We start from the raw sequence: 21165 nt of genomic DNA on the forward strand, positions 1-21165 counted from the left end.
TGACAATGACCAAAGGCAGCAATTTCTGGGTGATCGGCGGCGAGTTCGGTTCGATGAACTTCCACAAGCTCGTGGAAGGCTCGGCCCAGGTGCAGGGTCCGTTCAAGACCCGCAAGGAGGCCGAGGATGCCTGGCGCACGGTCTCGGAAGAGAACCGCCACAAGGCCGGCGTCCGCTTCTCCATCGTGGAAGAGCCGTCGCGCGTCTCGGCCTAAAGGGCCTGGTGCCGACCTGAATTAAGAAGACGTCCAAGGACGGATGGTCCCATCCAGGCTCTGCCTGGGTGGGATCGTCTGTTTTTGGCACAGGTCAATCGCCTGTGGGTGCCGTAAGTATCTGGAATTATGGACCCTTTGCGGGCCTCAAGGTTGCTGATAGGTTAATGGAGGAAAGTCGAGGACGAGGCCGACAATGTCAGAGCCCGAAACCAGCGGGACCCATCCCGGCCAGCCACGCCCGGTGCGGCTGCGCGATGCGCTGCTGCGCGCGCGGATCGAGGCGGCCGACAGGACCGGCGTCGTCGTCGATCTCAGGGATGCCGAGGTGGCGCGGCTCGAGATCCTCAACGATGCGCTCGATCCCCTGTTCGCGCAGGTGCCTGACAGAATCGATCTGTTTGACCGCGGCATCAGCCAGGGCGATACGCCCAGACTCTGGATCGATGTTGTCGCCCACATCGTGATGGGGCGTGACAAGCGGATGTACCGCTTCGTCCAGGACACCCGCTTCGGCCGCATCGTGCTCGCCGAATCGCACGACACCGCTGTGATCGTCGAGGCCGTCACCGATTATGTCGCGCGCCGCATGGTCGAGCGCGAGCACGCGATGGTGGTCCCGCCCGAACCGAAGCCCGCAGTCGCGCCGCCGCCGCGCCGCTCGCGCCTGTGGCCGTTCGTGTTCGGCTTCGTGCTCGGCGCCGCCGCCTTGTTCGGCCTCGCCCTGTTGGCGGCCCTGCGGAGCTGGTGAGGTATTCTCCGCCGTCATTCCGGGGCGCGCCAAAGGCGCGAGCCCGGAATCCATTCATCCACCAATTCTGCGGCCCGATGGATTCCGGGCTCGCGCATCGCGCGCCCCGCAATGACATCGAACTAGATCAGCCTCACATGCTTGATCTGCCCCATCTGAAATCCCGCGCCGAGGCTCCGCACCGTCTGCTCGCAGCGCCAGCCGGCATTGTCCTTCTCGATTCTGAAAAGGTTGTAGGCCGCCGCCGGGTAGCGCCCGTGCGCGAGCGCGGAGGCGGAGGGCACGCCGAGCGCGGGAATGTTGCCGTTGGGACCCTCGAACCACATCGTCGAATGAATGTGGTCGTGCCCGTGCAGGATCAGCTCGACGCCGTGGCGCTTGAGCAGCGTCAGCAGCGCGGCCGAATCGGTCATCCGCTTCTGCCGCGCATCGGACTTCAGGGGATGATGCACCAGCAGCACGCGAAAGACGTCCTCGGCCGCGAGCCGTTCGAGCATTGCTGCAAGCGAGTCGAGCTGATCGCGCCCGAGCGTGCCCGTCGCCATCAGCGGCAGGGTCGGCACCGCCGTGGACAGGCTGATCAACGCGAGCGGTCCGCGCCGGCGCACGGATGGAAAGCCGATGCCGCCGTCGTCACCGGCGAGATAGGGCGCAAACGTCTCGCCGAAGCGATGCGAGGTGGCGCGGACATAGGCGTCGTGATTGCCGGGAATCGTGGTGACGCGGTCGGGCGGGCCGACGCCTTCGAGCCAGGCGCGGGCAGGGGCGAACTCGGCTTCCAGCGCGAGGTTGACGAGATCGCCCGTCACCGCGATGTGGTCGGGCGCCTGCGCCTTCATGTCGGCGACCAGCGCATCGAGCACCTCGCGGCGCTGGTACTTGTGGCGGTTACGCGTCCAGTTGACGTAGCCGAGCACGCGCTTGCCGGCGAGCTCGATCAGCCGCGGTTTCGGCAACGGCGCTAGATGCGGATCGGACAGATGGGCGAGCGTGAAGGGGGCCAGCGTGTTGGGAGTCATGGCGTGCGATTGCCTCGCTATTGCTCCGTTGTAATGGCAAGGTCGCGGGGACTGTGCAAGCGGCGCCGGGACAGCGGCCTCAAGGAAGCCTGATGGGAGATCGTCTGGACCGCATTCGACGAAAATTCGAGCCGCTGCTGCGGCGAGTCTTCCACGCCTATTTCCTCATCGTCCGCGGCATGACGCTCGGCGTCCGCGCCGTGGTGCTGGATGCCGAGAATCGGGTGTTTCTGGTCAGGCACAGCTATGTCAGCGGCTGGTACCTGCCCGGCGGCGGCGTCGATCACGGCGAGAGCATGGAGCAGGCGATGCGGCGCGAGCTCAAGGAGGAGGGCGATATCGACCTCACCGGCGAGGCCGTGCTGCACGGCATCTTCCTCAACAGCCATGTTTCCCGCCGCGACCACGTCGCGGTCTACGTCGTCAGGCAGTTCAGGCAGGACCGCCAGCCCGAGCCCAACCGCGAGATCGTCGAGTGCGGGTTCTTCGCGCTCACGGCGCTGCCCGACGGCACCACGCGAGGGACGCGGCTGCGGATCGCGGAAGTGCTGGACGGCCGGCCAATGATTGCGACGTGGCGCTGAGGTCGGCCTGTGCTGATGCATCAGGAGATGTCGTTGAACGAATGCAAGCCGAGGGTTTCGGAACACCTCCCCTCGACCTCGAAAAGGAGCTGAGCGCGGTCGCTGCCCGATGGACCGCGCTGCGTTCAGGTGCTATCCCGCGAATTGACATGACCGATCTCTCACTGACCATCCTCCCTGAAGCCGCCGGCGATGCCCAGTCGATCGAGCGGCTGCACGAACGTACCTTCGGTCCCGGCCGCTTCGTGCTCAGCGCCTACCGGATCCGCGAGCACGTCGACCATCTGCTCGAATTGTCCTTCACCGCGCGCATCGGCACGCTGCTGGTCGGCTCGGTCAGGCAATTGCCGGTGCTGGTCGGCGAGACGCCGGCGCTGTTGCTCGGCCCGCTGACGGTCGAGCCGCCGTTCCGCGGCCGCGGTGTCGGCCGTCTGCTGATGGAGCGCGCGCTAAAGGACGCGAAGGCGAAAGGTCACCGCCTGGTGCTGCTGGTCGGCGACGAGCCCTATTACAGCCGTGTCGGCTTCAAGCCGGTCCCGAAGGGCCGCGTTACCATGCCGGGTCCCGTCGACGCCGCCCGCATCCTGGTGTTCGAGCTCGTCGATGGCGCCTTCGAAGGCGTGTCGGGCCCGGTCGGCCCGGACTGGAGCAAGGCGCGGGCAGGATAGGGCGTCAGGCTCGTAGCCTGTAGCCCGGATGAACGAAGCGATGTCCGGGAAACCTGTCGATGCAGATGCACCGCCCCCGGATGTCGCTTCGTTCATCCGGGCTACGAGGCTCATACGGAGTATCGCCAATGCAGGTGCGTCCAGCCGATTCCACTGAGATCGACCACCTCGCGCAGCTGTGGCACGATGCCTGGCACGGGTCGCATGCGCATCTTGCGCCGCCCGAACTGGTCCGCCTCCGCACGCTGGCGAGCTTTCGCGATCGCCTCGCAGTCATGCTTGCCGACATCTGCGCCGTCGGCCCCTCCGGTACGCCGCTTGGCTTGTGCGCCCTCAAGGGCGATGAACTGTACCAGCTCTTCGTGTCGCCAACCGCCCACGGGACAGGCGTGGCTGCGGCACTGATCGCCGATGCGGAAGCACGGCTCGCCGCGCGTGGTGTGGAGCTGGCGTGGCTCGCCTGCGCGGTCGGCAACATGCGCGCCGCCCGGTTCTACGAGAAGAGCGGCTGGCGCAACGCCGGCACCTTCGTGATGATGTCGGAAACCTCGAAGGGGCCTTTCCCTGTGGATCAGTGGCGCTTCGAGAAACGGCTGACGCGTAGTTCGTAGCCCGGATGGAGCGAAGTGCAATCCGGGAAACCTCTCGCTACAGATGCACCGCCCCGGATTTCGCTGCGCTCCATCCGGGCTACGATGCGCGCGCGGCCGCGCCTGACACTCCGTCGTTGCCGGGGCCCGCGGGCCCCGGCTTGATCACCGTCAGAACTTGAAGTTCGCGAACGCACGCACGCCGATGCCGGGCATCAGCACCTCGTCCTTGGTGTAGGATACGGAGTTGCGGATGTTCTCGTTGAGGAGATTGTTGCCGACGATGCCGGCCATCATCTCGCGCGCGCCGAACCAGTTGCGGTCGAGCTTGGTCTTGTAGCTCACCTCGGCTTTCAGCAGATTGTAGCCCGCCGTCGGCGTCTCGGCGATCACGGCGATGTTGTTCTGCGCGAAGGCGTGCAGCAGGTTGACGCGCATCAGCCAGTTGTCGTCGCGCCAGAACACGCCGCCGCCCATCCGCACCGGCGGAATGCGCGGCACGTTGGTGCCGTCGCTGAAGGTGGCGCGGACCACGTCGAGCTGGTTCTCGATGCCCCAGATGCCGCCCTGGAACGCGCCGACGTCGAGCTGCGACTGGAATTCGCCGCCGCGGAAATTGGCGTTGCGCTGCGAATACACCGCCTGGTTCAGCTCGGCACCCGGCGTGCCGCAGGAGGCAAAGTCGTCATCGCAGGACACGCCGGTGAGGCGGCGATAGATGAAATTGTCGAAATGCGTGTAGTAGACGGTCGCTTCGAAGCGGAACGGCCCCGTCGCCTTGCGCACGCCGAGCTCGACCGATTTGGCGGTCTCGATGGTGAGGTTGGGATTGCCGATGTCGAAGGTCGCAGTCGCGTCATGGCCGCCGCGTGAAAACAGCTCGGCCGCCTTCGGCGCGCGCTCGACATATTGCGCGGTGATGCTGCCGACCATGCCGCCCGGCAGATCCTGCAGCAGGCCGATGCTGCCGCTCTTGGGCGTGAACGACGGATTGCGCGCGATCGCCGCCTGCGGCGTGCCGTCGGGCAAATAGTCGGCCGGGAAGTCCGGCGTCGTGCCGTGCAGCTCGACATGCTCGATGCGGCCGGCGATCTGCGCCCGCGTCGCCTCCGTGAACTTGAACTCGTTGAAGGCGTAACCGGCAACGCGCGTGCTGTTGTTGGGGTCCCACAGCCCGTTGAACAGCGTGCCGGGATTGTCCGGGCTCGGCGCGCTCAATTCCTGGTGCCCGACCTGGAAGCCCAGCGCCGTCGTCACTTCTGCGAAGCGCGCGTTGAACGGCATCAGCTGCACCTCGGTGCGGATTTCCTGCTCCTTGTTGGTGAAGGTCTGCCTGATGCCGTCGCTGTTGAGGTCGGCGGGATCGGCAAGGCCGATCTCGTTGTGGCGGTAGTCGGTCGCGCCGGCCCAGAAGCGGACGGCGTCGATCGCGGCGGCGTCGGGATGATACTCGCCCTTGACGTTGATCTTGGTCTGATGGCCGTCGATCCGCGTGCGGTGGTCGGCGCCGTCGATGCCGGGGATGTGGTAGAGCGAGTCGTTCTGCGTGATCGATGCGCCGATATAGCCGCCTTGGAAGAAATAGGACCCGCCGATCGAGGCGCCGTCCGAGCGCGTCGCCGAGTTCGGCTGGCGGCCGTTCACGGGCCGCGACTGATCGTTCAGATAGGGATAGCTCGGGATGGAATAGTCCGAGGTCGTGCGGCCATAGGCGTCGGCGTGGAACGCGAAATTGCCGCCGCCGGTGTCGAGCAGCACGCCGCTTTCGACGCCGCGATCGACCGAAGAGAACGCGGTGCGGGTCTCGGCAGTGACGCAAGGCGAGGTCGCGGCGGTCGCGAGCGGCGCCTTGGTCGGCAGGCCGTAAGCCTGGAATGACGGCGCGCAGGACGGCACGGCATCCGGAATCCGGTTGTTGGTGGCGCTGACGACGCCGCCGATTGAGGTCGAGCCGTAGCGCAGCGCGGCGGGCCCGCGCACCACTTCGATCTGGTTGGTCGCGAGCGGATCGATCGGGACGAAATGATCCTCGCCGAGATCGGAGGCGCCGCTCGAATTGGTGCCGTTCTCGACGATGCCGACGCGGTTGACGTCGAGACCCCGGATGATCGGCCGGCTGGAGGCGCCGGGCGCGAAGCTCGAGCCGGTGATGCCCGGCTTGGAGAACAGGAGATCGCCGAGCTGGCCGCCGCCCTCGCGGCGGATCTCCTCGTTCGGCACCACCGTGACCGTCGCGAACTGGTTGGTCACGATAGGCAGCACGCCCTGCTGAGGCGCGGCGGGCACGGCGGCAGCCGGCTCTGCTTCCGCCGCTTGTTGGCGGCTGCGCACTCGCGCGGTCCGCGTGCCGCGGCCCGGATTGCGCGACGGCACCACCGCTCTGCGCACGATGGGGCTCGGCGCCGTCACGGTGACGGCGGGGATCTCGGTCGACGATTTGTCTTGTGCAGGCGTTTGGGCGAAAGCAGGCGTGGCGGCAGCGCCGAGCAGGAGCAGGCTTGCTCCGCCAAGACGCTGCGCGCGTCGCAATTTGAATGACATGGTCCTGATTCCATTCAGGCGCCGTCCGCGTGATGGTCTTTTGATCGGGAGGCGGCCTGCCGTCGCGGCGCGACGGAATTCGACTTCAACTTCTCCCGGGTATTTGCCGATGCGCGGCGAGCCCGGGCGTGATCAAGCGATGTTGAGAGTCAGGACGCGGGAGGCGCGCGCGGCTGGAACGCCGTGCCGGCCGATTTCAGATGGAGAAATTCGGCATCAGTGGTGCGGTGGAGCAGCTCGATCGCCTGCGGCAGCAGCAGCACGGGCGGCGCTGCCGATATGACGGTGCCCGCCATCGCGACGACGGCGCAGATCGCGCAATTGTCCTCGCCCTGATGCTCGCGGTCGGGAGCGGCGGGCGATTGCTTCTGGACCGCGGCGCGGTCGATGGCAGCACCTTTGGCGCTGTCGGTCTGCTGGAGCGAGGCCTGGGCAAGCGGCGCGGCCTGCGCGAACCAGTGGCTGTGCCCGAACGTCAGCGCGAACTGCACCAGCATCGCGAACAACGCGAGCCGGGCGCCGTGCCTGATATTCGACCGGAACCACTTCATCTGGAAAGCCACCCCACGTCGCGGCACATCAATTCCCTGACGTCGCGACGTTACAATGTAACATCGCGCGACAGGTCGGCGGATGTCAACGGCGCCTCAGGCCTCTGTGCAGGCAGCCGGCCCGATGTGTCGTTCGGGCAACTAGACACGATGGATTCAAATCCAGTTCAGCGGACAGCGTTGCTCTCTCCGTTCCCTCCCCCCTTGTGGGGAGGGACAGGGAGGGGTGCCACACGGGGACTCTTACCGTCGCGCACAGGCCCGATGCATCGTCAACAACCGGCCCCTTTTCCTTGGCTACCCCCCTCCCTGGCCCTCCCCCACAAGGGGGGACGGAACGCACCGCCGTCGCGGCGCTACGCGAGTCTCGTCCAATCAAGCTTCGGGCAACTACCGTCCCTCGCGGACCCAGGTTGCTGCAAACGCGCCGAGTAGCAGCAGGAGGCCAATCAACCCGGCAAAGATCGGCAGCACGCCGACACCCTTGACGACGCTGGCATCGCGCATCCGCACACCCATCCAGCCGTCGCCGGCGAAGACGCTGGCCGAGCGCACCGGCAGGATGCGCGGCAGCTCGACGTCGGCGCCGCTGGCCACGCGCACGGCATTGCCGCCGGTCGCCTGCGTCAGCGGCTTCAATGTCTCGACGGTCGAGGTGACCTCCGAAAACTCCTTCGGATTGGTCGGGCCGACATTGATCAGCGCCTTCAGCGTGCCGTCGGTGGCCTGCCACAGGCCGAGCTCGCTCGCGGGAAGGCTGGCGCGCCATTCGCCGGGATCGCCGGGGCTCAGCGTCAGATCCTGCGACGCGCCGGACGGCGAGGTCACGCTCACCGGCTGGACGCTGTCGGCCATGGTCTGACGCACCACGACGAGGTTCTTGCCCTGCACCTGCAGACGCAGCGCCTCCTCGTCGAGGTCCGGCTGCTTCATCAGCCAGTGCGACATTCGCCTGAGCAGGTCCAGATGCGGGCCGCCGCCCTCATAGCCGCGCGCCCACAGCCAAATGTGGTCGGAGAGCAGAAGCGCGACGCGGCCCTCGCCGAAGCGCGACAGGAACAGAAGCGGCTTGCCGTCGGCTCCCGTCATCACCGGCGGGTTGACGGAATTGCGGGTGTCGACGGTCCTGAAGAAACGGCTCCAGCGGGGCGGCTCGCTGGCGGAGCCCTCCAGGGCGCGCGTGACGGGGTGGCGCTTGCCGATGTCGGACAGATGCGCATAGAACGGCTTTTCCGTCACGCCCACGGGCTCTGCCGGCAGCACCGAATCCAGCGGCGTGCGCCAGATGCTGGTGTTGGAGGCGTAGTCGGGGCCGGCCGAGACCAGCACCGCGCCGCCGCCGCGCACATAGCGCGCGATGTTGTCGAAATAGGCGATCGGCAGCACGCCCTGGCGGGCGTAGCGATCGAAGATGATCAGCTGGAATTCGTTGATCTTCTGCTGGAACAGCTCGCGGGTCGGAAACGCGATCAGCGACAATTCGTTGATCGGCGTGCCGTCCTGCTTCTCCGGCGGACGCAGAATGGTGAAATGGACGAGATCGACGCTGGCGTCGGACTTGAGCAGATTGCGCCAGGTGCGCTCGCCCGAATGCGGCTCGCCCGAGACCAGCAGCACGCGCAGCTTGTCGCGCACGCCGTCGATGGCAACGACGGCGCGGTTGTTCACCGGCGTCAGCTCTCTCTCGAGCGGCGAGGCCTCGATCTCGACGATGTTCGGGCCGGCATGCTTGATGTCGACGTCGACGCTCGCGGCCTGGCCGCTCGAGAGCGTGCGCTCGTTGATGACCTCGCCGTCCCTGCGGATCGTGACCTTGGCGCGCTCGCCGGAGACGCCCTGGTCGTCGAGGCGATAGCTGATGGTCTGGGTCTGGCCGACGATGCCGAAGCGCGGCGCCGCCGTGATCGCGATGCGGCGGTCGCGCTCGTCCTTCTGGCCGGTGATCAGCGCATGCACGGGCGCCTGGAAGCCGAGCGCCGTGGCGCTGGCCGGAATGTCGTGGACGCGGCCGTCGGTGATCAGGAACGCGCCGGCGACACGGTCGACCGGCACGTCCGACAAGGCCGAGGCGAGGGCGCCGAACAGCTTGGTGCCGTCGGTCTCGCCGTCGGCCTGTCCGGCCTCGACGACACGGACCTCCAGCCCCTTGACCTTCTTCAGGCCGTCGACCAGCGCCTCCTGCGCTTGCGCAGCCTCGCGATTGCGGTTGCCGAAATTCTGGCTCGGGCTCTTGTCGACGACGACGGCCGCGACCGAGGTGAGGGGATCGCGGTCCTCGCGGGTGAAGGAGGGATTGGCGAGCGCCAGCAGGAACAGCGCCAGCGCGGCTACGCGCACAGCGGCGCCGCGCGCGCGCGCAACCAGCAGCAGAAGCGCGATGACGACGATCGCGGCGAGCGCGAGCCACAGCACGATCGCGGGAACAAGCGGCGTGAATGCGATGCCGTAATTCATATCGGTCCTATTGCCCCAGCCGTTCGATCAGGGCCGGTGCGTGCACCTGGTCGGCCTTGTAATTGCCGGTCAGCGTGTACATCACGATGTTGGCGCCGGCGCGGTAGGCGAATTCGCGCTGGCGGGTGTCGCCGCCGGTCACCGGCAGCATGGCCTGGCCGTCGGGCCGCACCGCCCAGGCGCCGGCAAGATCGTTCGAGGTGATGATGATCGGCGATACGCCGTCACCGCCGCGCGCCGGCCGCTGCGCGCTGTCCTCGTCCTCGTCGCGCGGCAGGGTCTCGACCCAGGTCTGGCCGGTGACGAAGCGGCCGGGGAAGTCGCGCAGCAGGTAGAATGTCTTGGTCAGCACGTGCTCGCGCGGCACCGGCTCGAGCTCGGGCACGTCGAGCGAGGACAGGATCTCGCGCAGCGTCCGCATGCCCGGGGTCTGCGCCGCGCCGTTGGCGCCGGGCGGGGCTTCGATCGCGTCGCGGGTGTCGAACAGCACGGTGCCGCCCTGCTTCATGTAGGCGTCGATCTTGTTGATGGCGTCTTGCGGCGGCTTCGGCGCGCCCGGCACGATCGGCCAGTAGATCAGCGGGAAGAAGGCGAGCTCGTCGCGCGCGGGGTCGATGCCGACGGGATCGCCGGCCTCGAGCGCGGTGCGCTGCGCCAGGAACAGCGTCAGTCCGTTCATCCCCGCTTTTACGATGGAATCGACGTCGGCATTGCCCGTCACGACATAGGCGAGGCGGGTCTGCGACGTCGCCTTCATCGCGAAATCGTCCGTCGCGCTGTCGGCGCGTGACGGCGTTGGCGAGAGCGAGGCGAACAGCAGGCCAAGCACGATCATCGCGGGCGCGGCGCGGCGGCGCAGCAGCGCGGCGATCCCGCCGCCGAGCACCGCGACGATGATGGCATCGACCAGGAACAGCGCGAGCGCGGTCGACAGCAGCCAGCCGCGCAGGTCCCGCGGCTCGGCATTGGTGTAGGTGGCATGCCGGGCGCGCAGGCTCGCGGTGTTCAGCGCGGCGATGCGGTCGGCGCTGGCAAGCGTGTTCACGGCGAGCGGTCCTTCGGCCGGACCATAGAAGCCCGGCGGATGATCGGATGTGGCCCGGTCGCGGTAATCCGCGGGCAACGGCTTTGCCGTGGCCGGCGGCGGCCCGAAGGCGCCGAAGCCGTCGAGGATGTGCAACGGGGCCACCGTCTCGGTGGTCGCTTCGCCGGCAACGCCTGCGCCGGGCTTGGACGTGTAGCCGGACATGTCGACCACCCGCCGCAGCATTTCGACGAAGGTGCCCGACATCGGTAGATCCGACCAGCGCATGTCGGCGCTGACGTGGAACAGGCTGACGAGGCCCTTGCCGCGATGCTCGCCGGTGACCAGCGGCGTGCCGTCTTCCAGCGAGGCCCAGCTCTTGGTGGCGAGCACCGCATCGGGCTCGGCCAGCACCTGGCGGCTCACGGTGACGTCCTTGGGGACGGCGACGCCGGCAAACGGGCCGTCGGCCGCGAAGGTCGCAAGATGCTGCGGCTTCTCCCAGGTCAGGCTGCCGCCGAGCGTGCGGCCGCCCTTGCGCAGCTTGACCGGCACGAGATCGTCCTCGGCCTGCGCCAGCCGGGGACCGGCGAACCGCACCAGCACGCCGCCCTGGTCGACCCAGGCATTGAGGCGCTCGCGCAGCTCCGGCGCGATGGTGCCGACATCAGCGAGGATGATCATCGGCAGCTTCTGGTCCAAAAATTGTGTGATGCCCTGCTGCGGCGAACCCTTGTCGGCGAGCCTGACGTCGGCGAACGGCGCCAGCGCGCGGGTGAGGTAGAAGGTCGGTGCCAGCAGCGGCTGCGCGGTCTCGCTGGTCGCACCCGAGACGATGCCGATGGCGCGGCGGCGCCAGCGCTTGTCGAGCAGCTGCACCGCGCCGGCGGAGCGCTCGCCGGATATCTCGAGCCGCGTGATGTCGTTGCGCAGCTCGACCGGCAGGTCGAACGCGGCGTCGGTCTCCTTGTCCTGCGGACCGAACGTGTAGCGGGCTTCTCCGATCGGCGAGGCCTTCTGGTCCAGCGCGCGCACGGTGCCCATGGCGATGCCGCTGTCGGTGCGCAGCACCTTCACCGTCATCTTCGCCGCGGCGTTCTCGGCCGCGACCAGCGCCAGCGGCGCGGAGGTACCGCCTTCGAACACGGTCAGGCTGCGATCACCGATGGTCTTGCCGAGGCCAGCCACGAAGTCCTCGCCGCGGCCGGTGTCGACGCCGTCGGACAGCCAGGCGATCTCGCAGTCGCCGGTGGCCTTCAGGAAGCGGTCGACCGCAGTCAGCGTCTCGACGCGGTCGATCGAATAGGGCTTTGGCGCGAGCTGCCGCAGCGCGACGCGCGCGGCGCCCGCCGGCATCAGGGTGATGTCGCGGTTCGGCTCGGACAGCGGCACCAGCGCGATGGCGCGACGGTCGTTGTCGGCATTGGCGATCAGCTCGTCGGCGGCCCTGATCCTGATGTCCCAGTGCGACGCCGCGCTCCAGCCGTCGTCGAGCATGATCATCAGCGGCGCCTTGCTGTCGGCTGCGCCTGATTGCGGATTCCAGATCGGGCCGGCGGCCGCGAAAATGACGAGAGCCGCAGCCAGGAGACGCAATGCGGTCAGCCACCACGGCGTCCGCGAGGGCGTCTCCTCCCGCGGCGCGATGTCGAACAACAGGCGCGTCGGCGGAAACTCGACGCGGCGCGGCCGCGGCGGCATCACGCGCAGCAGCCACCACAGCACGGGCAGGCTGACGAGGCCGATCAGGAGCAGCGGTTCGGTGAAGGCGAGCGGCAGTCCCATCATGCGGCCGGCCCCACCTTGATCGTCGTGGTGCGGGCGCCCGACTTGCTCACCTGCATGCCGGCATGCAGGAACAGCAGCAGCTCGGCGGCGGAGCGGTCGGTGGCGTGCGTGGTGAACAGCCAGTCCAGCTTGTTGGTCTCTGCGCGGATCTGGTCGCGGTGCAGCGCGAGCCGCGCGGTGTAATCCTGCGCCCAGCTCTCGGCGCGGCCGGCGGTGATCACGCCGAAGCCTTCGGGCTCGACGAACTCGACGCGGCCGGAATAGGGGAACGATTCCTCGGCGGGATCGACGACCTGCACCAGGGTGCCATGCGCGCCCGAGCCTGAGAGGCCTGCGAGTGTCGTCTTGATCTCCGTGATCGGCGACCAGAAATCGGACAGCACGATGATCTCGGCCAGCGCTGCGGGCACGAAGGACGGCGGCAGGCTGAGGCGGTCGGCATCGTCATGCAGCATCGCCTGCGCCATCTTGTCGATCACGCTGCGGCTCGCGGTCGGCGCCATCAGGCCGGGAATGCCGACGCGCTCGCCGCCGGACACCAGCAGCTCGGCCAGCGCGAAGGCGACGATCAGCGTGCGCTCGAGCTTGGACTCCCGCGCGGTCTTGGAGGCGAACGCCATCGACGGCGAGCGGTCGGGCCAGATCCACACCGTATGCGAGGCTTCCCATTCGAGCTCGCGGACATAGAGATGGTCGTCGCGCGCCGAGCGGCGCCAGTCGACGTTCTGCGCCGGCTCGCCGGAAACGAAGCGGCGGTATTGCCAGAAATTCTCGCCGGAGCCGGCGCGGCGGCGGCCGTGAAGGCCGTGGATGACGTTGGCGGCGATGCGGCGGGCTTCGAGCACCAGGCGCGGCAAGGAAGCAGCGAGCGTGCGGCTTTCGCCATCGGCACGTCGGATCGCAATGATCTCCTTCGCTGTGTGCCCGTTCTCCGCTGCCATCAACCGATCCGTGTCTTCAATTGCCGGATCACGTCCGGAATCGTGCGGCCTTCGGCGCGCGCCTGGAACGTCAGCGCCATGCGGTGCTTCAGCACGGGCTCGGCCAGGTCGAGCACGTCGTCGACCGAGGGCGCCAGCCGTCCGTCGATCAGCGCACGCGCACGCACCGCCAGCATCAGCGATTGGCTGGCGCGCGGGCCGGGGCCCCAGGCGATGAACTTGCCGGCTTCGCCGGCGTCGGGACCTGGACGGGCCGAGCGCACCAGCGACAGGATCGCCTCCACCACGGAATCGCCGACCGGCAGGCGCCGGATCAGCCGCTGCGCCGTGATCAGCGCGTCGGCGGTCATCGAACCCCTCGCCAGCGTTTCCTCGGCGCCGGTGGTTTCGAACAGGATACGGCGTTCGGCGTCGCGATCGGGATAGTCGACGTCGATCTCCATCAGGAAGCGGTCGAGCTGCGCTTCGGGCAGCGGATAGGTGCCTTCCTGCTCCAGTGGGTTCTGCGTCGCGAGCACGTGGAACGGCTTCGGCAGATCGTGGCGCGCGCCGGCCACGGTGATGTGCTGCTCCTGCATCGCCTGCAGCAGCGCCGATTGGGTGCGCGGGCTGGCGCGGTTGATCTCGTCGGCCATCAACAGTTGCGCGAACACCGGACCTGCGATGAAGCGGAAGGCGCGCCTCCCCGCGGTGCTCTCATCCAGCACCTCGGCGCCGAGAATGTCCGACGGCATCAGGTCCGGCGTGAACTGGATGCGCTTGGCATCGAGGCCGAGCGTCACGCCGAGCGTCTCGACCAGCTTGGTCTTGGCAAGGCCGGGCACGCCGATCAGCAGTGCGTGGCCGCCGGAGAGGATGGTGACCAGCGTGTTCTCGATCACGCGATCCTGGCCGAAGATGACGGACGCGATCGCATCCTTCGCCGCGCGAATCTGGCTCGACACCTGCTCGGCCGAACGAACGATTCCGTCCTCGAGTTTCTCGACACTCTCCGCCATCCGTTCGCTCCTTCAGCGCGCCATGCGGCTTGCGTCGCGATGTCATCGCATCCCGCCAGGCCATCACGCTAGATCATGGGCCCTATGCTAGACTTGCAGGAAGGCCATGTATTCGTTGAATTAACCTATCCCCACCTTATCGGCTTCGGGTTATGTACGGCATCACGAAGTGGCGACCTCCCCCACCGGACTAATCCGGGGTGGAACCGTGCACCCGAGAACAACGTAGACCTGCACCAATCGTGCCAAGGACAAAGTCAGGGCAAACCATGGCGAACCAAGGGCAGAGCGCGGATCGCGGTCTCGAGGGACTGACTGCCGCCGCCAAAAGTGCTGCCAATGCCGAAGGCGCCAAGAAAGGCCTGCCTCCGGTGCATCTGTGGAATCCGCCGTTTTGCGGCGATCTCGACATCCGAATCGCCTCCGATGGTACTTGGTTCTACTTGGGGACGCCAATCGGGCGCCCCGCGCTGGTGCGGCTGTTCTCGACCATCCTCAAGCGCGAGGGCGACAAGCATTTCCTGGTCACGCCGGTGGAGAAGGTCGGCATCCGCGTCGACGACGCGCCCTTCATGGCGGTCGAGATGCAGAAGGACGGCGAGAGCAACCATCGCGTGCTGCGCTTCCGCACCAATGTCGATGACTGGGTCACCTGCGATGCCGCGCACCGGCTGCGTTTCGAGCAGGCCAAAGACGGCGGGCTGACGCCCTATCTGCATGTTCGCGCCGAGCTCTGGGCCAAGGTCACAAGGGCGCTCTATTACGATCTGGTTGACATGGGTGAGGAGCGGATGGTCGATGGCCAGCCGATGTTCGGCGTCGAATCATCAGGCGAATTCTTCCCCATGGCCGATGCGGAGCAGGTGAGGGCCGCGCTTTGAACAAGCCTATTCTAACGACCGATCCGGTTCCGCTCGGCGCGGCGGATTTCTTCGCCCGTTCCAGGGCGAAGCTCGGCTTCGACGTTCCGCTCGGCCTCTACGATCCGAACATCATTCCCGCCTCGGGCGATCCCGGCACCGACAAGATGCTCGAGATCGTCGCGCGCGAGCAGCCGGTGCGCCCCGCGGCGGTCCTGATCGCGGTGGTCGATCATCCCGAGCCGACCATCTTGCTGACGCAGCGCTCGGCGCATCTCAACGACCATGCCGGCCAGATCGCTTTCCCCGGCGGCAAGATCGACGCCACCGACGCCTCGCCGCTGGATGCGGCGCTGCGCGAGGCCGAGGAGGAGGTCGGGCTGTCCAGAGATTTCGTCGAGCCAATCGGCTATCTCGATCTCTACGGCACCGCCTTCGGCTTCCGCATCCTGCCGACGGTCGCCAGGGTCAGGCCCGGCTTCGAGCTCACCATCAACCATTCCGAGGTTGATGACGCGTTCGAGGTGCCGCTATCCTTCCTGATGAACCCGGTGAACCATCAGGTGCACAGCAAGGAATTCCGCGGCATGGAGCGGTTCTACTACGCGATGCCGTTCGCGGAACGCTACATCTGGGGTGCGACGGCGGGCATGCTGCGTGTGCTGTATGAGCGGATCTATTCATCATGATCCGGACGGTTCTGACCGAGATCGGAATCTTCCTCATTCCCTTTGCCGTCTACGCGTTGTTCCTGGCCGCGACGCGGTCCGGCCTGTTCGCGCGTTCCTCCTGGCCGGTCGCGGTCGTCGCGCGCCTTGCGCTGGCGGCGATCGTGCTGGTGATCGCGGGCCTGATCGGACTTGCGCATTTCTCCGGCGCCGCCCCGGATTCGACCTACGTTCCCGCCCATATCGAGAATGGCCGGCTGGTGCCGGGCGTGGAAAAATAGGGGCCGCACGATGAGCGCGGAGCCGATACTTGCGCCAATTCTTGCCGATGCGGCCTGGCTGACCGCAGGCGGGACCGCGCGCGTCCTGCAATTGCTCAACTCTGGCGGCGAGGAAGCGCGCGTGGTCGGCGGCGCCGTACGCAACGCGCTGCTCGGTCTTCAGCCCGGCGACATCGATATCGCGACCACCGCGCGGCCGGAGGAGGTGATCCGGCGCGCCAAGGCTGCCGGCATCAAGAGTGTACCGACCGGCATCGACCACGGCACCGTCACGCTGGTGATCGACAGCCACCCCTATGAAGTCACGACCCTGCGCGAGGACACCGAAACCTTCGGCCGCAAGGCCAAGGTCGCGTTCGGCCGCGACTGGGTCAAGGACGCCGAACGGCGCGACTTCACGATGAACGGCCTGTCGGTCGATGCGGCAGGCGTGGTCTACGACCATGTCGGCGGCATCGCGGATGCCAAGGCGCGTCGCGTGCGCTTCATCGGCGATCCCGACCAGCGCATCGCCGAAGATTATTTGCGCATCCTGCGCTTCTTCCGCATCCACGCCGCCTTTGGTGCCGGCGATCCCGACCGCGACGGCTATCTCGCCTGCATCCGCGGACGCGCGGGTCTTGCCAGCCTCTCGGCCGAGCGCGTGCGCATGGAGATGCTGAAGCTGCTGGTGGCAGCTCGCGCCTCCGCGGCCGTGCTGGCCATGGCCGATGGCGGATTGCTGCAGGCGCTGATCGGCGGTGTCGCCTATACCGGCCCGCTGGAAACGATGATCGCGATCGAGCGCGAACTCGGCCTTGCTGCAAGCAGCACGCGGCGCCTCGCGGCGCTGACCGTCGCGGTGACCGAAGATGCCAAGCGCGTCGCCGCGCGCCTGCGGCTCTCCAATGCCGAGACCAAGGCACTGGATTCGATGGGCCATCGCTGGTGGCGCTTCACGACCAAGGACGAGGCCAATGCGCGGCGTCTGCTCTATCGGCTCGGCCCCGAGCGTTATCACGATCGTGTGTTGCTCGGCTGGGCGCGGGCCGGCGGCGACGTCACCTCGATGCGCTGGCGCGCTCTCGCCGAGCTGCCGCAGCGCTGGACTGCGCCGAAATTTCCGCTGAAGGCCGCCGACTTCATCGCCCGCGGTCTGGCCGAAGGACCCGCGCTCGGACATGTGTTGACGCTCGCCGAGGACGCTTGGCTTGCGGCGGATTTTCCCCTAGAGGAAGCCGCACTCGCTTCCATCGCCGATCAAGCTGCGGCACGAATCAGCCGCGACGAGAGAACGTGACCATCGTCTCAGGCTTCGCCGACATCTCGATCTTTCAGCTCCTGCTGGTCGCGTTGATGGCGTTGTTTGCTTCGATCATCGGTGGTCTCGCCGGCTACGGCACCGGCGCCCTGATGCCGCTGGTGCTGGTGCCGCTGGTCGGCGCCGAGCCCGTGGTGCCGATCATCGCGATCTCCGCACTCTTCACCAATTCCAGCCGAGCGATTGCTTACTTGCGCTACGCCGACCGCCGCCGCGCGCTGATCGTGCTCGCCTGCGCCGCGCTGACGACCGCACTCGGCGCCTACGGTTACACGCGTCTCACCAATGCCGGCGCGGCGCTCGTGATCGGCTCCATGCTGATCCTGAGCGTGCCGCTGCGCCGCGTGCTCCGCCGCCGAAAGGTCAAGATCGGCGACAGCGGCCTTGCCGCTGGCTCAGTCGGCTACGGCGTGCTGGTCGGCGGCACCTCGGGCTCCGGCGTGATCCTGCTATCGCTGCTGATGGCCGCCGGCCTCGAAGGCGCCGCCGTGGTCGCAACAGACGCGATGATCTCGCTCGGCACCGGCCTCATCAAGATCTCGGTGTTCGGCCTCGCCGGCGCCGTGACCGCGCAGGTGCTCGCCTTCGCGCTGCTGATCGGAGCGATCGCCATCCCCGGCGCGTTCCTCGCAAAGGCCTTCGTCGAGCGTATGCCGCTGCACATCCACACCGCGATCCTTGATGTCGCGGTGATCACCGGCGGGCTGGTGATGATCTCGGCGGCGGCGAAGCAGCTCGTCGGGTAGATCGGCGTGAGCAACATCAGCAGCGCAGAGGGGCAGCGCACATTGCATAGATCGGCTGGCAATCGCGAAGGCCGAATTGATCGCGCGCCCGCTTCCGAGCTGAAGCGCAGACGGCCCTGACCCTGACGTTTAATCCATACCGGCAAACGAACGCGGGAAGGATTCCGATCCCCGCAGTTCGCGCGGCAATGCGTCATCGAATCGCAACCGGGTTGTGAAGCACTTCACAACACAGCTTCAGCGCGTGGCGTAAGCTCAGCGTCATTGAGGCGTGTTGCGGATGCGGCGGGCTCCTCGGCGTGGTCGGCGCTGGCCAGTTCACGACCATGCCCGAGCTATGAAAGCCGCCAGAAGCTGCGCCGCCTAACATTACATATTGCAGAGGCCTTGCATGAGCACGTCGGCGGATCGTCACCGGATGGCAGCCTCCATTCTCAGCTTCGAAGCCCGGCGCGATAAACAGGGACGCCTGACGATCTACAGGCTGCCGGCTGACGACGGTGGAGGAGCATATGAAGTCGCGGGCATCAACGAACGTTTCCATCCCGAAGAAGCACGGATGCTGGCCGATTTGATCGAGGGGGGCCACTTTCAAGAGGCGGAACGGGCGGCCTGCGAAATCATAGCCACTTACACTGATGGTGTGTCGAGTTGGTCGAGAAAGCCGGCGATCGAATGTTACTTGCGAGATTGCTGCTTCAACCGCGGTCCTCGCGGTGCTGCGCGAATACTCCAAAGAGCATTGCATGTTCCTGACAGTGGCGTGATCGATGACGCCGGACGAGCGCTCGTAGCCGCCCGCGAGGACGACACGTTGGAGCTCCTGCAGGACCTGCGCGCTGCGCGCGAACAGTACGAGCGGGATGTCGCGAAACGCAGTGAGACGAGCAAGTTTTGGAAGGGCCTGGTCAACCGGTGGAATAACGCATTGAACGTCGCAAAGAGTTTTATCACCAGCTCAGAGGAGGTTGCATTGACCGATACGCAGATCGAAAGCCCCAGGATTCAGCCTCAATCTCGCGGCTTCAGCGCATCACGGGCCGCGACCAATGCAATGCTGTCGAGTGGCGTTGCGGACGCTTCTGCGGAGATCGCGCCAATCGCAGAGATATCCGCTCCATTGACGAGTGAGTCGACCAGGCCCGTTGCTTTGCGTGCGCTTCGGCTCGGTTCGCAGGGACCACTCGTGAAAGCTTGGCAAAGCTTCCTGCAGGGACAGCATTTCGATCCGGGTGGCCTCGACGGAGAGTTCGGCGACAAGACCCAGGCGGCGACGAGTGCGTTTCAGGCGGCAAACGGACTGACGAGCGACGGCGTGGCAGGTCGCGAAACGATGATGAAAGCCATGCAGCTCGGATTTGAGCTCATTGAAGAGCCGGCCGCTGACATGACGGGTTCAAACTTCCCGCCACGGCCGGATTTTCCGCCGCTCGAAAATACGGCCGCGAGACGGGCGGTTTTTGGCGCGTTCAACTTCGTCTCGGAGCCTCGTCCGGATAACCGCGAGAACATCCGGATCCTCGGGACTTGGACCAGGGACAACATCGTGAGCGTTCCCATTCCCCAACTGCGGAAGGCTTTGGGACCGCATGCTCCTGCCTCCATGCAATTCCATAAGCTCGCGGCGGCACAGCTCAAGGCGCTTTGGGAGGAGTGGGAGAGCGCGAGTCTGCTGGATAGGATCCTGTCATTTGACGGAGCTTTCGTGCCTCGCTTCATCAGGGGATCGACGACGCAATTGAGCAACCACGCTTTCGGAAGCGCGTTCGACGTAAACGCCGACGAGAATCCGTTGGGGGCTCGGCCCAAGCTCGTGGGCGCGCGCGGAGCGGTCCGGGAGTTGGTCCCGATCGCCAACAAACATGGATTTTATTGGGGCGGGCACTTTGGAAGCCGGCCCGATGGCATGCATTTCGAAATCGCCTTTATCCAATAGGGCGAACGAAATCGCATCGTGCGCAAGTCGCCATCGAACGCGACCTGATAGATCGGGGCCGAGTCCTCGGCCCGATCCTTCATTTCTGTTCTGAGAGGGAGATCCGACGTGCTGGAGCTGAGGCACACCCGATCCAGATAGGATGCGGTGTAGGCGGGCCTACTCTTCGTCCTCTTCCTCGTCCTCATCATCCTCTTCCTCCTCTTCCACCTGCACGAGCACGGCCAGCGGCAGCGTTTCGCGGAACAGGTCGCCTTCCATGCCCATCCAGAGGCAGAGCACCTCGTCCTGCTTCACTTCCGCGACCGTCAGCGGTTGGCCGCCGGATTTCAGCATCACGACATCACCGGCTTTCAAGTCCATGGATTGTCCTTTCTCGCGATCGATCCGGACGGGAGCCTAGCAAGCGGTCATGACAGGCCGATCACGCCGGTCGGCCGTGCCGGGAAATTCCAGCGGCGGGTGGCGATCCCGGTCGACACGCTGGGCAATCGCATATGGCAGCGGCTTTCTCCGTGGCCATCCTTCGAGACGCCCGCCGTTGGCGAGCCCTCAGGATGAGGATCGCGTGCGACGCCCGCAGTCGCCAATCGGCAATGATGAAGCTAGCGGTTCGTCAGCAGCAGGAGATGCGGCAGGGCCTCGGTGTCGACGGTCGCGCCCAGGCGCGCGTAGAACTGCATCGCTGACGCGTTGTGTTTCCAGACATCCCAGCCGAGCTTCGTGACGCCGTGATCGGCAGCCCATTCCTTGGCCTTCGTCATCAGCGCTCTGCCGACGCCCTTCCTGCGCGCCTCGGCATGCACCGCGATGTCACTGATGTACATGCCCGCCTGGGCGCTATAGAGCTCGTGGGTCAGGATCCAGGCGATCAGGCCCGCACGCGATCTTCCAGCAGCGCGACGAAGAGGTGCACGGGCGCATGCTCGCGGACATAGAAGGCGAGATAGCGCTCGAGCGTCAGAGGCGGTGGCGGCTCTTCGATATGGGCCGCCAACGCTTCCGCAAGGCTCCGAACCGCAGCGTAATCGCCCGCCTCAGCTCTACGGATGCTCAATTCCCCACTCACGATGCCGCGCCCTCCCTCGGGGCAAAAGCGCCCGCAGGGGACATCTACGTGCTGGCTTGATGGGGCGTTACGTCAGCAGGCGAAGAAATTTCCCGCACCCGAGCTGCCGTAGGGCGGTGATCTTCTCGCGACGAACGCGGAAACGCGGGCGCGGAAACCAGTCCATCGCAAGTTTCGACGA

21 protein-coding genes are annotated in these 21165 nt (G+C 66.5%); 11 read left to right on the plus strand and 10 right to left on the minus strand.

Annotated features, from left to right (window positions below):
* Positions 1–5 precede the first annotated feature (5 nt).
* A complete protein-coding gene (locus GGD66_RS29285) occupies positions 6–215 on the plus strand; it encodes a hypothetical protein (protein WP_018323282.1) in 210 nt (69 codons plus the stop codon).
* Positions 216–411: 196 nt separating this feature from the next.
* Positions 412–966, plus strand: a complete 555-nt coding sequence (locus GGD66_RS29290) for a hypothetical protein (protein WP_018323283.1) — start codon at positions 412–414, stop codon at positions 964–966.
* A gap of 122 nt (positions 967–1088) precedes the next feature.
* Here GGD66_RS29290 and GGD66_RS29295 read toward each other — a convergent pair whose 3' ends face one another.
* A complete protein-coding gene (locus tag GGD66_RS29295) occupies positions 1089–1970 on the minus strand; it encodes a metallophosphoesterase (protein WP_092261623.1) in 882 nt (293 codons plus the stop codon).
* Positions 1971–2077: 107 nt separating this feature from the next.
* Between GGD66_RS29295 and GGD66_RS29300 the strand changes: the two genes are divergently transcribed.
* From GGD66_RS29300 to GGD66_RS29310, 3 genes are all read left to right on the plus strand, one after another.
* A complete protein-coding gene (locus GGD66_RS29300; protein WP_092261555.1) occupies positions 2078–2569 on the plus strand; it encodes an NUDIX domain-containing protein in 492 nt (163 codons plus the stop codon).
* Between the two features lie 149 nt (positions 2570–2718).
* On the plus strand, positions 2719–3237 hold the full coding sequence (locus GGD66_RS29305; RefSeq protein WP_018323286.1) for a GNAT family N-acetyltransferase: 519 nt from the start codon (positions 2719–2721) through the stop codon (positions 3235–3237).
* 128 nt (positions 3238–3365) lie between these two features.
* Positions 3366–3848, plus strand: a complete 483-nt coding sequence (locus GGD66_RS29310; RefSeq protein ID WP_183259764.1) for a GNAT family N-acetyltransferase — start codon at positions 3366–3368, stop codon at positions 3846–3848.
* 150 nt (positions 3849–3998) lie between these two features.
* Here the strand turns inward: GGD66_RS29310 and GGD66_RS29315 are convergent, their stop codons facing one another.
* The 6 genes from GGD66_RS29315 to GGD66_RS29340 form a co-directional block, all read right to left on the minus strand.
* On the minus strand, positions 3999–6368 hold the full coding sequence (locus GGD66_RS29315; RefSeq protein WP_183259765.1) for a TonB-dependent receptor: 2370 nt from the start codon (positions 6366–6368) through the stop codon (positions 3999–4001).
* Positions 6369–6517: 149 nt separating this feature from the next.
* Positions 6518–6919, minus strand: a complete 402-nt coding sequence (locus GGD66_RS29320) for a DUF2946 family protein (protein ID WP_183259766.1) — start codon at positions 6917–6919, stop codon at positions 6518–6520.
* A gap of 390 nt (positions 6920–7309) precedes the next feature.
* Positions 7310–9373 carry a membrane protein gene (locus GGD66_RS29325; protein ID WP_018323290.1) on the minus strand — a complete coding sequence of 688 codons (2064 nt, stop codon included), beginning with the start codon at positions 9371–9373 and terminating at the stop codon, positions 7310–7312.
* A 7-nt stretch (positions 9374–9380) separates the two neighbouring features.
* Positions 9381–12185, minus strand: a complete 2805-nt coding sequence (locus GGD66_RS29330; RefSeq protein WP_183259767.1) for a DUF4159 domain-containing protein — start codon at positions 12183–12185, stop codon at positions 9381–9383.
* The gene (locus tag GGD66_RS29335) at positions 12182–13126 is read right to left on the minus strand and encodes a DUF58 domain-containing protein (protein ID WP_183259768.1); all 945 of its coding nucleotides are present in this window, start codon (positions 13124–13126) and stop codon (positions 12182–12184) included. Before GGD66_RS29335 ends, GGD66_RS29330 begins: the two co-directional genes overlap by 4 nt.
* Positions 13126–14124, minus strand: a complete 999-nt coding sequence (locus GGD66_RS29340; protein WP_018323293.1) for a MoxR family ATPase — start codon at positions 14122–14124, stop codon at positions 13126–13128. Before GGD66_RS29340 ends, GGD66_RS29335 begins: the two co-directional genes overlap by 1 nt.
* A gap of 269 nt (positions 14125–14393) precedes the next feature.
* On the opposite strand from GGD66_RS29340, the gene GGD66_RS29345 reads away from it, so the two are divergent.
* The 6 genes from GGD66_RS29345 (at position 14394) to GGD66_RS29370 (ending at position 19915) form a co-directional block, all read left to right on the plus strand.
* Complete coding sequence (locus GGD66_RS29345; RefSeq protein WP_179735126.1) at positions 14394–15005, plus strand: DUF1285 domain-containing protein; 612 nt, start codon at positions 14394–14396, stop codon at positions 15003–15005.
* Positions 15002–15673 carry a CoA pyrophosphatase gene (locus GGD66_RS29350; RefSeq protein ID WP_018323295.1) on the plus strand — a complete coding sequence of 224 codons (672 nt, stop codon included), beginning with the start codon at positions 15002–15004 and terminating at the stop codon, positions 15671–15673. Before GGD66_RS29345 ends, GGD66_RS29350 begins: the two co-directional genes overlap by 4 nt.
* Positions 15670–15933: a DUF6111 family protein gene (locus GGD66_RS29355; RefSeq protein WP_018323296.1), complete on the plus strand. Its 264-nt coding sequence runs from the start codon at positions 15670–15672 to the stop codon at positions 15931–15933. The genes GGD66_RS29350 and GGD66_RS29355 overlap by 4 nt, the downstream gene beginning before the upstream one ends.
* A gap of 10 nt (positions 15934–15943) precedes the next feature.
* Positions 15944–17212, plus strand: a complete 1269-nt coding sequence (locus tag GGD66_RS29360; RefSeq protein ID WP_183259769.1) for a CCA tRNA nucleotidyltransferase — start codon at positions 15944–15946, stop codon at positions 17210–17212.
* The gene (locus tag GGD66_RS29365; RefSeq protein ID WP_183259770.1) at positions 17209–17979 is read left to right on the plus strand and encodes a sulfite exporter TauE/SafE family protein; all 771 of its coding nucleotides are present in this window, start codon (positions 17209–17211) and stop codon (positions 17977–17979) included. The genes GGD66_RS29360 and GGD66_RS29365 overlap by 4 nt, the downstream gene beginning before the upstream one ends.
* 391 nt (positions 17980–18370) lie before the next feature.
* Positions 18371–19915, plus strand: a complete 1545-nt coding sequence (locus GGD66_RS29370) for a M15 family metallopeptidase (protein WP_246789008.1) — start codon at positions 18371–18373, stop codon at positions 19913–19915.
* A gap of 159 nt (positions 19916–20074) precedes the next feature.
* Here GGD66_RS29370 and GGD66_RS29375 read toward each other — a convergent pair whose 3' ends face one another.
* The 3 genes from GGD66_RS29375 to GGD66_RS29385 form a co-directional block, all read right to left on the minus strand.
* Positions 20075–20278: a DUF2158 domain-containing protein gene (locus GGD66_RS29375; protein ID WP_183259771.1), complete on the minus strand. Its 204-nt coding sequence runs from the start codon at positions 20276–20278 to the stop codon at positions 20075–20077.
* Positions 20279–20520: 242 nt separating this feature from the next.
* Positions 20521–20790 carry an N-acetyltransferase gene (locus tag GGD66_RS29380; RefSeq protein ID WP_183259810.1) on the minus strand — a complete coding sequence of 90 codons (270 nt, stop codon included), beginning with the start codon at positions 20788–20790 and terminating at the stop codon, positions 20521–20523.
* A complete protein-coding gene (locus tag GGD66_RS29385) occupies positions 20787–20972 on the minus strand; it encodes a hypothetical protein (RefSeq protein WP_183259772.1) in 186 nt (61 codons plus the stop codon). The genes GGD66_RS29380 and GGD66_RS29385 overlap by 4 nt, the downstream gene beginning before the upstream one ends.
* Positions 20973–21165: the final 193 nt, after the last annotated feature.

Source organism: Bradyrhizobium sp. CIR48 (assembly GCF_014198315.1).
Taxonomy (GTDB): Bacteria; Pseudomonadota; Alphaproteobacteria; order Rhizobiales; family Xanthobacteraceae; genus Bradyrhizobium.